Genomic DNA, 14804 nt, shown 5'->3' on the forward strand with positions numbered 1-14804 from the left:
ACATTACAAACTCAAGGAAATCACCATGTCCATGTCCGACCGCGACGGCTTCATCTGGTACGACGGCAAGCTCGTACCCTGGCGCGAAGCCACCACCCACGTGCTCACCCATACCCTGCATTACGGCATGGGGGTGTTTGAAGGCGTGCGGGCATACAAGACCACGCAGGGCACGGCCATCTTCCGCCTGCAGGAACATACCGACCGCCTGTTCAATTCGGCCTCCATCTTCAAGATGAAGATGCCCTATGACAAGGCCACCCTGATGGAAGCGCAACGCGAAGTCGTCCGCGCCAACAAGCTGGAATCCTGCTATATCCGCCCCATCGTGTTCTTCGGTTCCGAAGCGATGGGCATCGCCGCCACCACCCTGTCGGTACACGTCGCCATCGCGGCCTGGCCCTGGGGCGCCTATCTGGGCGAGGAGGGCATGGCCAAAGGCATCCGCGTGAAGACTTCCAGCTTCACCCGCCATCACGTGAACATCAACATGTGCCGCGCCAAATCGGTCGGCTCCTATACCAATTCCATCCTGGCGCATCAGGAAGTGGCACATGACGGCTACGACGAGGCCCTGCTGCTCGACCCGGAAGGCTACGTGGCCGAAGGCGCGGGAGAGAACCTGTTCATCGTGAAGAAGGGCAAGCTGTATACCCCCGACCTGACCTCCTGCCTGGAAGGCATCACACGCGACTCCATCATCACGCTAGCCAAGGACATGGGGCTGGAACTGATCGAGAAACGCATCACGCGCGACGAAGTGTATTGTTGCGATGAGGCGTTCTTCACAGGTACCGCAGCCGAGGTCACCCCGATCCGCGAACTGGACACCCGCACCATCGGTATCGGCTCGCGCGGCCCGATCACGACCAAGCTGCAGGCTGCTTTCTTTGAAATCGTCGCCGGCAAGAACAAGAAATACGCCGACTGGCTGGCACACGTATAACAATTTGATACAAGGGGAAAGCATGCCTAACGAGAACATCTCGCAGCGTTACGTCGAAGTCAGTGCAGAGGCGCTGCCCCTGTTCTGCCCCACCCCGGCGATCAGCCTGTGGAGCGCGCATCCGCGCGTCGCCATCCCGGTGGAAAAACTGGGCGAAGCTCGCTGCCCTTATTGCGGCACGCTATACAAGTTCAAGGGCGAGTTGCCGCACGGGCATCATTGAGCGAGCAACCTCCCCTTCCTGCCAACTTCCCGTGAGAAAGATCCTCATCATCGCCCCAAGCTGGGTGGGCGACTGCATGCTGATGCAGCCCATGCTGCACCGCCTGCAGCAGCGGCATTCAGGCGTGCTTATCGATGTCCTGGCCCCGCCGTGGACGGAGAAACTGCTGCGGCAGATGCCTGAAGTCCATGATGTCATCATCAATCCGTTTCCGCACGGCGATTTCGGTTTTTTCCAACGCCGCCGCCTGGGAATTGCGTTGCGCGATGCGCGATACGACCAAGCCATCGTGCTGCCCAATTCCTGGAAATCGGCACTGGTTCCGTTCTTTGCAAACATTCCGGTGCGCACTGGCTATGTGGGCGAATCGCGTTATGGCCTGCTCAACGACGCACGCAAGCTGGACAAGATGAAACTGCCGCTGATGGTGGAACGTTTCGCGCAACTCGCTGAAGCACCATGCAACGAGATCGAACGGCCCCTGCCGTCGCCGATGCTGAAAGTGAGCGATACGCAACGAGCTGAGACACTCGCCAGGTTCGATCTGTCGCAGGACAAACCGGTCGCCGTGTTCTGCCCGGGCGCGGAATACGGCCCGGCCAAGCGCTGGCCGGCACATTATTATGCCGAACTGGCCCAGCATCTGCGCACCCAAGGCTATGCCGTCTGGCTCATCGGCTCCCCCAAGGACAAAGAAGTCGCTGACAAGATCATCGCGCTTGGCAACGAGCCGTGCCGCAACCTTTGCGGCACGACCGATCTTGCCGACGCCATCGCGTTGATGTCGTGCGCCGACCTGGTGGTCAGCAACGATTCCGGCCTGATGCATATCGCTGCTGCACTGAACAAGCCGCTGCTGGCGATCTTCGGCTCCAGCAGCCCGCAGTTCACGCCGCCGCTGTCGGACAAGGCGCAGGTGCTCAAGCTCGACCTGCCGTGCAGTCCCTGTTTCAAGCGCGAGTGCCCGCTCGGCCATTTCAATTGCATGATCAAGCTGACGCCCAAAGAGGTGGCCCGGCACATCCCGATCCTTTCCAGGAAATGACCATGGCAAACCTTCCCAAAGAGATATTCAAGGCCTACGACATACGCGGCATCGTCAGCAAGTCGCTGACCAATGAGATCGTGGAATCCATCGGGCATGCCATCGGCTCGGAAGCGGTCGCACGCAATCAGCACAGCATCGCCATCGGCCGCGACGGCCGACTGTCGGGTCCCGAATTCGCTAGGTCGCTGGCCCGCGGCATCCAGAAGAGCGGCATCAACGTCATCGACGTAGGTCGCGTTGCCACGCCGATGACCTACTTTGCCGCCTTCCAGCTCAAGACCGATTGCGCGGTGATGATCACCGGCAGCCACAATCCACCTGATTACAACGGCCTCAAGATGGTGCTGGCAGGTGAAACGCTGTCCGGTGAAACCATCCAGAAACTGCGCCAGCGTATCGAAACGAACGATCTCGAGCACGGTAACGGCGGCTATTCGCAATACGATATCGCGCCGGAATATCTGGCGCGCATCATCGGCGACATCAAGCTGACGCGTCCGCTGAAGATCACGGTGGACTGTGGCAACGGCGTGGCCGGGGATTTCGCCGCCAAACTCTATCGCGGCATCGGCTGTAGCGTCACCGAGCTGTTCTGCGAGGTGGACGGCAACTTCCCCAACCACCACCCCGACCCCTCCGATCCACACAACCTGGAAGACCTGATCGCCGCCCTGCGCGGCAACGACAGCGAACTGGGACTGGCATTCGACGGCGACGGCGACCGTCTCGGCGTGGTCACCAAGGACGGCAAGATCATCTTCCCAGACCGTCAGCTGATGCTGTTCGCAGCCGATGTGCTGAGCCGAAATGCGGGCGCCGAGATCATCTTCGACGTGAAATCCACGCGCAACCTGTTCCCGTGGATACGCGAGCGCGGCGGCAAGCCGATCCTGTGGAAGACCGGCCATTCGCTGGTCAAGGCCAAGATGAAGGAGACCGGCGCGCTGCTCGCAGGCGAGATGAGCGGGCACGTGTTCTTCAAGGAGCGCTGGTATGGCTTCGACGACGGACTGTATGCGGGAGCGCGCTTGCTGGAGATATTGAGCAAGGTCGCCGACGCCAATGCCACGCTGAATGCCCTGCCGGACGCGGTTTGCACGCCAGAACTGCATATCCATACGGCCGAGGGCGTGAACCACAGCCTGATCGCGCTCTTGCAAAAGGAAGCCCGCTTTCCCGATGCCAAAGACATCATCACTATCGACGGACTGCGCGTGGAATATGCCGACGGGTTCGGGCTGATGCGCCCCTCAAACACTACGCCGGTGATCGTGCTGCGTTTCGAAGCGGACAATGTTGCTGCTCTGCAGCGTATTCAGAACGACTTCCGTCGTGTGTTACTGAATGCGGAAAGCAGTCTGACGCTTCCGTTCTGAACCGTATTTCCGCTCGATTCATCCTGATATGGATTGGGGATGGGCGTGTTGCAGCCCCTTGCCACTCAGCCAGCCAAGGTCGGCCAGTTCGTTCAGAAGCCGGGTGAATTCGACCAGATTCACCGGTTTCTTCACGAAGCTGTTGGCACCGATCTGGTAACTCAACACCACATCCGCGGGATCGTGAAGCTCGGAGAAAACGACAATAGGCACATCCTGCAGCCGGGCCTCCATACGCAATGTTCTCAGCACGGCCAGACCGGCAAGTTTTGGGAGTTTCAAATCAAGCAGGATCAAGCGCGGCATCGCATAACCGCGTTCGACGGTATCGGTCAACCATGCCAGCGCCTCGGTCGCATCCCGTGCCACTGCAAGATGCAACTTGTCCGGACAGCTTGCCACGGCCTGCTGTATCAGCAGCACCTCAGCCTCGCCGTCTTCAACCAGCAGTATCGTATCGTTCGCTTGCCTGAGCATCGTCCGCTTCACCTTGTATTCATCTGAAAACGAAGCAGCCGATCTGGTACGCATGGACCATCACACTTCATCTCCATCCCTGCCCGAACCCTACACCAGCAGCGCGCGCTTTGGCAACCTGTAATAAACAACGAACAATCGGGTGCCTGGAGCCCTGTTCCGATCAGAGCTTTGCCTTTACCCAATCCGGAACGGATGCCAGTGCCTTCGCCAGGTGTTCCGGTTGCGTGCCGCCTGCTTGCGCCATGTCCGGCCTGCCGCCGCCCTTGCCACCGACCTGTTGCGCGACAAAATTCACCAACTCGCCTGCCTTGACCTTGGCTGTCGCATCGGCAGTCACGCCCGCGATCAGGCTCACCTTGCCTTCGGCTACCGAGGCCAGTACGACCGCAGCGGATTTGAGCTTGTCTTTCAGCTTGTCCAGCGTCTCGCGCAGCACTGCTGCATCGGCGCCATCCAGCTTGGCCGCGAGGACTTTCACGCCGCTGACATCCTGCGCCTGAGCCAGCAGCTCGTCGCCCTGTGCGGAAGCGAGTTTGGACTTCAGTGCCGCCAGCTCTTTCTCCAGCGACTTCACGTTATCGAGGATTTGCGTGATGCGAGCGGCGGCTTCCTGCGGCTGCGCCTTCACGGCATCGGCCACCTGCTGCAGTTGCACTTCCTGCTGTTGCACCAGCGCCAGCGCACCTTCGCCGGTCACCGCCTCGACACGGCGCACACCAGCCGCCACGCCGCTTTCGGCCACGATCTTGAACAGGCCGATATCGCCGGTGCGCTTCACGTGCGTACCGCCGCACAATTCGATGGACGAACCGATGTTCAGCACGCGCACCACATCGCCGTATTTCTCGCCGAACAGCATCATCGCGCCGGTCTTCTGTGCTTCCTCGATCGGCATCACGCGCGACTGGCACTCGGCATTGCTCAATATTTCGGCGTTCACGATGGCTTCCACCTTGCGGATCTCCGCATCGCTCATCGGCTGCGTATGCACGAAGTCGAAGCGCGTCTTGTCCGCATCGACCTGCGAACCCTTTTGCTGCACATGGGTGCCCAGCACTTCGCGCAGCGCCTTGTGCATCAGGTGCGTCGCCGAGTGATTGCGCATGGTGCGGCTGCGCGCCGCCACATCCACCCTGGCGGTGACGCCGTTGCCCACGCTCAGCTTGCCGGTCTTCACCACGCCGTGGTGACCAAACACCGAGGCTTGTATCTTCTGCGTGTCTTCCACCGCGAAGATGCCATGCACGCTGCGCAGTTCACCGCTGTCGCCGACCTGTCCGCCGGACTCGGCGTAGAACGGGGTATCGTCCAGCACCACCACGCCCAGGTCGCCTTCATTCAGTTCGTTCACTTCGACACCATCCTTGTACAAAGCGAGGATGTTGCCTTTGTGTTCCAGCGATTCATATCCATGGAAAGTGGTCGCCGGACCGGAATATTCGAGGTTCGCAGCCATCTTGAACTTGCCCGCCGCGCGCGCCTGCTCCTTCTGGCGCGCCATCGCCGCATTGAACGCGGCATCGTCCACCTTCACGCCGCGTTCGCGGCAGATGTCGGCGGTCAGGTCGAGCGGGAAACCGTAAGTGTCGTGCAGCTTGAACGCGGTCTCGCCGTTGAATACCTTACCGCCCGCCTTCTCCATCTCGGCCAGGTCGGCTTCGAGGATCGCCATGCCATGCTCGATGGTGGCAAAGAAGCGTTCCTCTTCCAGCTTGAGGATGCCCTTCACACGCACCTGCTCGGCAACTAGCTCCGGATAAGCGCTGCCCATCTGCTCCACCAGATCGGGCACCATCTTGTAGAAGAACGCTTCACGCGCGCCAAGCTTGTAGCCGTGGCGGATGGCACGCCTAATGATGCGGCGCAGTACATAGCCGCGACCTTCGTTGCCGGGGATGACGCCATCGGCGATCAGGAAAGAGCAGGCGCGAATGTGGTCGGCCAGCACACGCAAGCTGGGCTGGTCGAGGTTGGTCTGATTGGTTTCGCGTGCGGCCGCCTTGATCAGCGCCTGGAACAGGTCGATCTCGTAATTGGCGTGTACATGCTGCAACACTGCCGAGATGCGCTCCAGCCCCATGCCGGTGTCGACGGAAGGCTTGGGCAACGGATGCATCACGCCCGCTTCGTCGCGGTTGAACTGCATGAATACGTTGTTCCAGATCTCGATATAGCGGTCGCCGTCTTCTTCCGGCGTGCCGGGCAGGCCGCCGGGAATATGTGCGCCGTGGTCGTAGAAGATCTCGGTACAGGGACCGCAGGGGCCGGTGTCTCCCATCATCCAGAAGTTGTCGGACGCGTAGCGCGCACCCTTGTTGTCACCGATGCGGATCACGCGATCCGCAGCCAGTCCGACTTTCTTGGTCCAGATGTCGTAGGCCTCGTCGTCCTCGGCATACACGGTGACGTAGAGCTTGTCCTTGGGCAGCTTGAACACCTCGGTCAGCAGTTCCCAGGCGTACTTGATCGCGTCGCGCTTGAAGTAGTCGCCAAAGCTGAAGTTGCCCAGCATCTCGAAGAAGGTATGGTGGCGCGCGGTATAACCGACATTTTCCAGGTCGTTGTGCTTGCCGCCGGCACGCACGCATTTCTGCGACGAAGCGGCGCGGGTATAGGGGCGCTTGTCGAAACCGAGGAACACGTCCTTGAACTGGTTCATGCCCGCATTGGTGAACAGCAGCGTCGGGTCTTCGTGCGGCACCAGCGAACTGGAAGAAACGACGGTATGGCCTTTGGAGGCAAAATAATCCAGGAATTTCTGGCGGATTTCACTGCTTTTCATCGATGCACCCTGAGCTCTTAAAGTCACGTTCCAGGCAGGCTGGACAAGGCGCGCATCATACCATTTGGTGTGCCTGTACGGCGTGCCGTGTCAGCCTTCCCCCTCCTCCATGACGGAGGACAGTTTCAGGACTTTGAGGGTCACGTCTATGGAAAACCCGCGCGATTGCAGAAATCGCACTTGTCTGGCTTTTTCCTTGGCGTCTTTAGGCAGAACGCCGAACTTCTTCTGCCACACCTCGCGCGCCGCGTCCAGTTCGGTTTCTTTCAGTTGGGGGATGGCATCGGCGATCAGGTTCTCGGCGATGCCTTTCTGGCGCAGTTCGTGGGCGATACGCTGGGTGCCGAAGCGCCCGCGTTTGGCATCCACCCACTGTGTGGCGGCGCGGATGTCCGAGAGCCAGTTGCGCTTTTCCAGCTCGTCCAGCACGGCAACCAGGTCTTCGCCTTCCTGCACATAGGGCTGCAGCTTGGCGTGCAGCTCGGCCCGGCTATGTTCGCGCCGCGCCAGATACCGCATGGCGCGGACGCGCAGGCTGAGTTCAGGCTTCTTCTGCGACTTCACTGACGCCCAAGGCGGCGACGCCGACCGCCGCACGCACCCTGTTCTCGATCTCGGCGGCGATCACCGGGTTGCTCTTCAGGAATTCGCGCGCATTATCCTTGCCCTGGCCGATCTTCTCGCCGTTGTAGGCATACCATGCGCCGGACTTCTCGACGATCTTGTGCAGCACACCCAGCTCGATGATCTCGCCCTCGCGCGAGATGCCTTCGCCATACAGGATGTCGAAGTTGGCTTCCTTGAACGGAGGTGCAACCTTGTTCTTGACCACCTTGACGCGGGTCTCGTTGCCGATGACCTCGTCGCCCTTCTTGATCGCACCAGTGCGGCGGATATCCATGCGCACCGAAGCGTAGAACTTCAGCGCATTGCCACCGGTGGTGGTCTCGGGATTGCCGAACATCACGCCGATCTTCATGCGGATCTGGTTGATGAAGATGACCATGGTATTGGAACGATTGATATTCGCGGTGAGCTTGCGTAGCGCTTGCGACATCAGGCGGGCATGCAGGCCCATCTGCGCATCACCCATCTCACCTTCGATCTCGGCCTTCGGCGTCAGCGCGGCAACGGAGTCGACCACCACCACATCGACCGAACCGGAGCGCACCAGCATGTCGACGATCTCCAGCGCCTGCTCGCCGTTGTCCGGCTGCGAGATCAGCAGGTCTTCGACCTTCACGCCCAGCTTCTTGGCATAGCCCGGATCGAGCGCGTGCTCGGCATCGATGAAAGCAGCGGTACCGCCCATCTTCTGCATCTCGGCGATGACTTGCAGGGTGAGCGTGGTCTTGCCGGAGGATTCCGGGCCGTAGATCTCGATCACGCGACCGCGCGGCAGGCCGCCGACGCCCAGCGCGATGTCCAGACCCAGCGAACCGGTCGACACGACCTGGATGTCCTTGCCGACCTCGCTCTCGCCCAGCCGCATGATAGAGCCTTTGCCAAACTGCTTTTCGATCTGGCTGAGTGCCGCCGCGAGTGCCTTGCTCTTGTTGTCATCCATTTTGTTCCCCTTTCAGAAAATTCGATGGGGCGGATTGTGGCACAACAATTCCGACTTGTACAGAACGTTCGTTCTCTTTCTGAGTTACGCAAGCTTTGTTATGTTATTCAACAAGTTGATCGTTCCTTGCAGGGCGATTCGCACCGCTTTCACCCTTATCGCATCGCGATCCCCGGCCAGATGGTGACAGGCAGTACGCACCGTATCGCTGGTCGCCCAGGCAAACCAGACGGTACCGACCGGCTTCTCCGGCGTACCGCCGGTTGGTCCGGCGATCCCGCTCACGGACAGGGCCACCTGCGCACGGCTATATTGCAGCGCTCCTTGCGCCATTTCACGCACCGTTGCCTCACTCACCGCCCCATGCTTCACCAGCGTTTCGGGCGCAACGCCCAACATCTCTTCTTTTGCAGTGTTGGAATAGGTCACGAAACCCCGGTCGAACCAGGCCGAGCTGCCCGATATTCTGGTCACCGCCTGTGCAACGCCGCCGCCGGTGCAGGATTCCGCTGTCGCCAGCATCATGGCATGCGCCTTGAGTACCGATCCCAGCTGTTTGGCCAGTCTGGCACTCATAACCCGCGCGCCAGGTCGTTCTGGATGTCGACCACTGCTTCCAGACCCACGGCGATGCGGATCAAGCCATCGCCGATGCCGGCAGCCGCGCGCGCTTCCGGCGAGATGCGCGCATGCGTGGTGGTCGCCGGGTGGGTGATGGTGGTCTTGGTGTCGCCCAGATTCGCCGTGATGGACAACAGCTTGGTGTTATCGATCACGCGCCAGGCTGCTGCTTTGCCGCCCTTCACTTCGAACGCCACGATGCCGCCGCCGGTCTTTTGCTGTTTCATCGCCAGTGCATGCTGCGGATGCGACGGCAGGCCGGGATAGAACACGCGCGCCACGTTGGCTTGGCTCTCCAGCCAATGCGCCAGTTGCAGCGCATTGGCGCTGTGCGCTTCCATGCGCAGTTTGAGCGTCTCGATGCCTTTCAGGAATATCCAGGCGTTGAACGCGCTCATGGTCGGACCGGTGGTGCGCAGAAATCCATACACCGGCTCCATCAGTTTCTTGCTGCCCAGCACTGCGCCACCCAGCACGCGGCCCTGGCCGTCGATGTATTTGGTGGCGGAATGAATGACGATGTCGGCGCCGAATTCGAACGGACGTTGCAGGATGGGAGTACAGAAACAGTTGTCCACTGCCAGCAAGGCGCCGCAACCCTTCGCCACGGCTGAGATCGCCGCGATGTCGGAGATTTCGGTCAGCGGGTTGGACGGCGTCTCCAGGAAGAACAGTTTCGTGCTGGGGCGCACCGCCGCCTGCCATTGCGCGACATCGGTGGCGGAAACGAAGGTCGTCTCCACGCCGAATTTCTTCAGCACGTTGTTGAACAGGTTCACGGTCGAACCGAAGATGCTCTGCGACGCAACCACATGATCGCCAGCCTTGAGCAACCCCATGCAGGCCGACAGGATGGCGGACATGCCGGACGATGTCGCCACGCACTGCTCGGCGCCTTCCAACGCGGCGAGGCGCTCTTCGAACATGGTGACGGTGGGGTTGGTGAAGCGCGAATAGATGTTGCCCGGCTCTTCGCCAATGAAACGCTTGGCGGCCTGTTCCGCACTGTCGAAGGTAAAACTGGAAGTGAGGAACAAAGCCTCGCTGTGTTCGTGGAACTGGCTTTGCACGCCACCGGCACGTAACGCCAGCGTCTCTGGTTGGTATGATTCAGTCATTTTTTCGTCCTTGCGACCTGTCCACGCCGACAACGTCGCCAATAAAAAACCCGGAAAGCTTAGCGCTAAACCGGGTTTCCCTCGCTTTAGCAGTATTTGTAATGCGCCCGCAAGCTGTTCCTCAAATCGGCGCAGACGGAAAGTAACACCCCCCGCCGCGAACTGTCAACGCATCACATCGAGCTGACGGACATCGCCAGGTCGAGCTCCATCTGCTCATCGTCCACCTGCTTGTTCGCCTTGCCGCCGACCCGTGCCGCTTCGACGCGGTCCAGATATTCGTCGGTGATGTCGCCGGTGATGTATTCGCCATCGAAACAGGAGCAATCGAACTTGGCGATCCCGGGATTGCATTTCTGCACTGCAGCCTTCAGGTCTTCCAGATCCTGATAGATGATACGGTCGGCGCTGATCTCGCGGCATATCTCTTCGTCCGTGCGCCCGGTGGCGATGAGTTCCTTGCGGCTGGGCATGTCGATGCCGTACACATTGGGGAACTTGACGGGGGGTGCGGCGGAAGCGAAATAGACCTTGCGCGCACCAGCATCACGCGCCATCTGCACGATCTCGCGGCTGGTGGTGCCGCGCACGATGGAATCGTCCACCAGCAGCACGTTTTTGCCCTTGAATTCGACGCTGATGGCATTGAGCTTCTGGCGCACCGATTTCTTGCGCATCGCCTGTCCCGGCATGATGAAGGTACGGCCGATGTAGCGGTTCTTCACAAAACCCTCGCGGAAGGGGATGCCCAGACGGTTGGCCAATTGCAGCGCGCTGGGGCGGCTGGAATCGGGGATGGGGATGACCACGTCGATGTCGTGATCCGGCCAAACGCGCATGAGCTTGTCTGCCAGGTACTCTCCCATGTTCAAGCGTGTCTCATACACGGATATCCCATCGATCACCGAATCGGGCCGTGCGAAATAGACATACTCGAAGATGCAGGGATTCAGCGCAGGATGCTCGGCGCATTGCTGATGGTGGAAATTGCCGTCGAGATCGATGAACACCGCTTCGCCGGGTTCGATGTCGCGCAGGTATTTGAAGCCCAGTGTATCCAGCGCCACACTTTCGGAGGCCACCAGGTATTCCACCCCCTTGTCAGTCTGGTTGCTGCCGACCACCAGCGGACGTATGCCGTGCGTGTCGCGAAACGCCAGCAGGCCGTAACCAGAGATCATCGCCACCACGGCATAGGCGCCGCGGCAACGGCGATGCACCGCCGAGACGGCGGCAAAGATGCCTTTTTTGTCGAGACGGAAGTTCGTGGCATTGGCCTGCAACTCATGCGCCAGCACGTTGAGCAGCACTTCCGAATCGGAGTTGGTGTTCACATGGCGCATGTCCTCGAGGAACAATTCCTTCTGCAGTTGCGCGGTGTTGGTGAGGTTGCCGTTGTGCCCCAGCACCAGGCCGAACGGCGAATTCACATAGAACGGTTGCGCTTCGTTGTGATCGACGGCGGAACCAGCGGTCGGATAGCGCACATGGGCGATACCCGCATTGCCGGTCAGCGCACGCATGTTGCGGGTGCGGAACACGTCGTGCGCCAGGCCATTGCCCTTGTGCAAATGGAAGGTGTTGCGATCCAGCGTGGCGATACCCGCAGCATCCTGCCCGCGATGCTGCAATACTTGCAAGCCGTCATACAGCAACTGGTTGACGGGGCTTTGCGCAACGACACCTAGAATCCCACACATATTCGCTATCTGCTTCTCAAGTAAGTTGATCTGACTATTTCTTCGCCGTGTCTTCCGGCAGGTAATCCCTGGCATACAGCGCCGCCTGCTGCAACGGCTTGCTCGACAGTGCATTGCGCCAGAACGGCAACTGCGGCAAGTCGGTCAGGCCACCAAGCCATACCAGCGCGATCACCACCAAGCCGCCGCGCAACATGCCGAAGATGGCGCCAAACTTCCCGTCCATCCCGCTCAAACCGGCGAATTTCGCCAACCGTGCCAGGAACCATGCAAACAGCGCCCCCACGATCAGCGTCACGATGAACAGGGCTGCAAACGCCGCCGCCGAACGGATGTTTTCCGCGCCCACCGCCAAAGGAACATAAGGCGTTACCTGCGCAGAATAGGTGCGCGCCACTATATATGCCGCCAACCAGCCGATCAGCGAGAACAGCTCGTACATGAATCCGCGCCACCAACCCACCAGCGCCGACAGCACCATGATCGCAATGACCGCAAAATCGAACGACGTCACTCGCGAACCTTATTCCAGACTGACCACGTTGGACTGAGTCCCCTGTGCTTCCAGCCTGCTTTGCACCTTCTCTGCTGCTTCGCGCGTAGGATAACTGCCAACGCGCACTCTTACGACATTGCCGGCCTTCTCGGTATAAGCGTGAAACCCCTTTTTGCTCAACTTCGCTTGCAGACTTTTGGCGGTATCTGCGTTGGCAAAGGCACCTACCTGCACCCCCCAGCCCGTTTTCGGCACCGGCTGTGACTTGGCTACCGGCTTGCTCACGGCTTTGGGCTTGGGAGCAGGCTTTGGCTCTGGCTTGGCTTTTACTTCCGGCTTGTGTTTGGTCGCTGGCTGCAAGGCGGCGGGTTTTTCTGCAGGCGCAGGAGTAAGCACTGTCACTGGCGCCTCGGTCACAGCCGACGCGCTCGCCACTGAAGAAGCAGGCACGACAGCAGAAGCCATCTTGTCCAGCTCGGGCAAGTCGATCTTGGGCTGGAACTCGCCTGCGTTGTCCTTGTTGGGTATCCGCAGTTCGATGTCATTTCCCTTGGTTGCTGGCGGTTCGCTGTCGAAAACCACCGGCAGCAGAATGACCACCAGCAATACCAGCGCAACAGCGCCAATCAAGCGGCGCCGGGTCTGCCGCTTCAAGTTGAATTCTTCATCTGTCGTCTGTTTTGCCATTGCGTCGCACCAGTAAGTTCAGCCGTAGCGCAAGCCGCGCACCCGCATCACTTCCGCCACTGTATAGAATGATCCGAAGGCCGCGATTCTATCATTTTCGCCCGCCCGATTGCTGGCCTCATGCATCGCATCGGCGATGGATGCACAGGGTTGGATCTCGCCGCGAACCTGTACATCCTGAAGTACCTGGACCAGCTCTGCCGCTGTTGCCCCGCGCGGAGCAGTTATGCCCGCAACCAGCCAGACGTCGATCTGCCCGTCGAGCGCCTCCACCACCCCGGTCATATCCTTGTCCTTGAGCATGGCAAACACTGCGAAGGTTTTGGCGGGTGGCAGCGCCGCCAGATTCTGCGCCAGCGACCGCGCCGCATGCGGGTTGTGCGCCACGTCCAGAATCAACTGCGGCAACCCCGGCACGAACTGAAACCGCCCCGCAAGCTGCACCTCCACCAAACCGCGCCGCACAGCTTCCATGCTCACCGGCAGCTTATCCTTCAGCGCATCCAGCACCGCCAACACCGCGCTGGCGTTGTGCAACTGGAATGCGCCGCGCAAGGCGGGGAACGGCAATGAACTGCGAGTCCCCACTTTGCTGTAGAAATTCCATTGCCCCATCGGCTTCTGTTCCCTCTCCCGCGAGCGGGAGAGGGCTAGGGAGAGTGGCTGTCCGACGTTGATAACGTGAGCTTCGCCACCACCCTCTCCCCCGCCTGCGGGGGAGGGGAGTTGAAAGCCGAACTCGCTACCGATACACCACAACTCCGCCGCAACCGCTTGTGCGTGCTGGCGCAACGCCTGCGGCACATCGCCATCCGCACAGATCGCCACCCGCCCCTGGCGGAATATCCCTGCCTTCTCAAACGCGATCTTTTCGCGCGTATCGCCCAGGTAATCGACATGGTCGATATCCACGCTGGCCACCACAGCCACATCTGCATCGAACACGTTCACTGCATCCAGCCTGCCACCCAGGCCGACCTCGAGGACGGCGACATCGACCTGGTGAGAAATGAAGCACTGCATGGCAGCCAGCGTGCCGAATTCGAAATAGGTCAACGAAATATCGCCGCGCGCCTGCTCGATCTCGGCGAACGAGGCACACAACTCGGCATCGCTGGCCTGCTGCTTGGCGATGCGCACGCGTTCGTTGTATTCCAGCAGGTGCGGCGAGGTGTAGCAGCCGACCTTGTATCCGGCAGCATGCAGGATGGATTCCAGCATCGCACATACCGAGCCTTTGCCGTTGGTGCCGCCAACGATGATGACGGGAAATGCCGGCTGCAGGTTCAGTTTCCGTCTGACCTGCTCCACGCGCTCTAGGCCAAGCGCGATGGTCTTGGGATGCAGGGATTCGAGGTAGGACAGCCAGTCGGCCAGGGTGCTTGGCATTTCGATGTCGAGAGGATTACAACTGCACCCCGAGCTTGCGCAACACGGGCAGCAGCGCGAGGTAGCAGGCGACGGTTGCCGCAAGCGAGAGCGCCAGGCTCAGCCAGAAGCCCAGCCCCTGCCTGAGCAGCAACGGCAGCAGCACGAACAGGATCAGGGACGGGATGACCAGCCAGAAGATCTGGCCGGAGAGTTCGGCGATGCGGGCAGGCTCGCCGCCTTCGATATGCATCCAGATGAACGCCAGCACCGAGGTCAGCGGGATCGCCGCCAGCAGTGCAGCAATGCCGATGTTGCGTTTCGCGATCTCCGCGATCGCCACAATGACGACTGCGGACACCGCGACCTTGAGCGCGTAGTACAGCATCGCG

The 14804-nt window shown here is 60.3% G+C and carries 15 protein-coding genes and 1 riboswitch; of the genes, 4 read left to right on the top strand and 11 right to left on the bottom strand.

What is annotated here, in order from left to right; all coding sequences use genetic code 11:
- Positions 1–25: 25 nt before the first annotated feature.
- The 4 genes from SLIT_RS10485 to SLIT_RS10500 are packed head-to-tail and all read left to right on the top strand — an operon-like array spanning position 26 to position 3593.
- Entirely contained in the window at positions 26–946 is a 921-nt protein-coding gene (locus SLIT_RS10485) for a branched-chain amino acid transaminase (RefSeq protein WP_013030224.1), read from the top strand.
- Positions 947–968: 22 nt separating this feature from the next.
- Entirely contained in the window at positions 969–1169 is a 201-nt protein-coding gene (locus tag SLIT_RS10490; RefSeq protein WP_013030225.1) for a zinc-finger domain-containing protein, read from the top strand.
- Between the two features lie 31 nt (positions 1170–1200).
- Positions 1201–2214 (top strand): lipopolysaccharide heptosyltransferase II, encoded by a 1014-nt coding sequence (gene waaF, locus SLIT_RS10495; RefSeq protein ID WP_013030226.1) that lies wholly within the window; start codon positions 1201–1203, stop codon positions 2212–2214.
- Between the two features lie 2 nt (positions 2215–2216).
- Positions 2217–3593, top strand: coding sequence for a phosphomannomutase/phosphoglucomutase (locus SLIT_RS10500; protein WP_013030227.1), 1377 nt, complete (start codon positions 2217–2219; stop codon positions 3591–3593).
- An 18-nt stretch (positions 3594–3611) separates the two neighbouring features.
- On the opposite strand, the gene SLIT_RS10505 is transcribed toward SLIT_RS10500, so the two are convergent.
- The 11 genes from SLIT_RS10505 to SLIT_RS10555 form a co-directional block, all read right to left on the bottom strand.
- Entirely contained in the window at positions 3612–4124 is a 513-nt protein-coding gene (locus SLIT_RS10505; RefSeq protein WP_049870991.1) for a response regulator, read from the bottom strand.
- Between the two features lie 109 nt (positions 4125–4233).
- Positions 4234–6855 carry an alanine--tRNA ligase gene (gene alaS, locus SLIT_RS10510; RefSeq protein WP_013030229.1) on the bottom strand — a complete coding sequence of 874 codons (2622 nt, stop codon included), beginning with the start codon at positions 6853–6855 and terminating at the stop codon, positions 4234–4236.
- A gap of 90 nt (positions 6856–6945) precedes the next feature.
- The gene (gene recX, locus SLIT_RS10515; RefSeq protein ID WP_013030230.1) at positions 6946–7419 is read right to left on the bottom strand and encodes a recombination regulator RecX; all 474 of its coding nucleotides are present in this window, start codon (positions 7417–7419) and stop codon (positions 6946–6948) included.
- Complete coding sequence (gene recA, locus SLIT_RS10520; protein WP_013030231.1) at positions 7397–8422, bottom strand: recombinase RecA; 1026 nt, start codon at positions 8420–8422, stop codon at positions 7397–7399. The genes recX and recA overlap by 23 nt, the downstream gene beginning before the upstream one ends.
- 84 nt (positions 8423–8506) lie before the next feature.
- Complete coding sequence (locus SLIT_RS10525) at positions 8507–8998, bottom strand: CinA family protein (RefSeq protein ID WP_013030232.1); 492 nt, start codon at positions 8996–8998, stop codon at positions 8507–8509.
- Positions 8995–10161: an O-succinylhomoserine sulfhydrylase gene (locus tag SLIT_RS10530; protein WP_013030233.1), complete on the bottom strand. Its 1167-nt coding sequence runs from the start codon at positions 10159–10161 to the stop codon at positions 8995–8997. Before SLIT_RS10530 ends, SLIT_RS10525 begins: the two co-directional genes overlap by 4 nt.
- Positions 10162–10230: 69 nt before the next feature.
- Positions 10231–10304: riboswitch (SAM riboswitch) on the bottom strand.
- 30 nt (positions 10305–10334) lie between these two features.
- On the bottom strand, positions 10335–11861 hold the full coding sequence (purF, locus tag SLIT_RS10535) for an amidophosphoribosyltransferase (RefSeq protein ID WP_013030234.1): 1527 nt from the start codon (positions 11859–11861) through the stop codon (positions 10335–10337).
- Between the two features lie 34 nt (positions 11862–11895).
- Positions 11896–12375: a CvpA family protein gene (locus SLIT_RS10540; protein ID WP_013030235.1), complete on the bottom strand. Its 480-nt coding sequence runs from the start codon at positions 12373–12375 to the stop codon at positions 11896–11898.
- A 9-nt stretch (positions 12376–12384) separates the two neighbouring features.
- Positions 12385–13044 carry an SPOR domain-containing protein gene (locus SLIT_RS10545; protein ID WP_013030236.1) on the bottom strand — a complete coding sequence of 220 codons (660 nt, stop codon included), beginning with the start codon at positions 13042–13044 and terminating at the stop codon, positions 12385–12387.
- A gap of 18 nt (positions 13045–13062) precedes the next feature.
- The gene (gene folC, locus SLIT_RS10550) at positions 13063–14433 is read right to left on the bottom strand and encodes a bifunctional tetrahydrofolate synthase/dihydrofolate synthase (RefSeq protein WP_013030237.1); all 1371 of its coding nucleotides are present in this window, start codon (positions 14431–14433) and stop codon (positions 13063–13065) included.
- 16 nt (positions 14434–14449) lie between these two features.
- On the bottom strand, positions 14450–14800 hold the full coding sequence (locus SLIT_RS10555; RefSeq protein WP_013030238.1) for a DUF3147 family protein: 351 nt from the start codon (positions 14798–14800) through the stop codon (positions 14450–14452).
- Positions 14801–14804: the final 4 nt, after the last annotated feature.

The sequence above is a fragment of the Sideroxydans lithotrophicus ES-1 genome (genome assembly GCF_000025705.1).
Lineage (GTDB): Bacteria > Pseudomonadota > Gammaproteobacteria > Burkholderiales > Gallionellaceae > Sideroxyarcus > Sideroxyarcus lithotrophicus.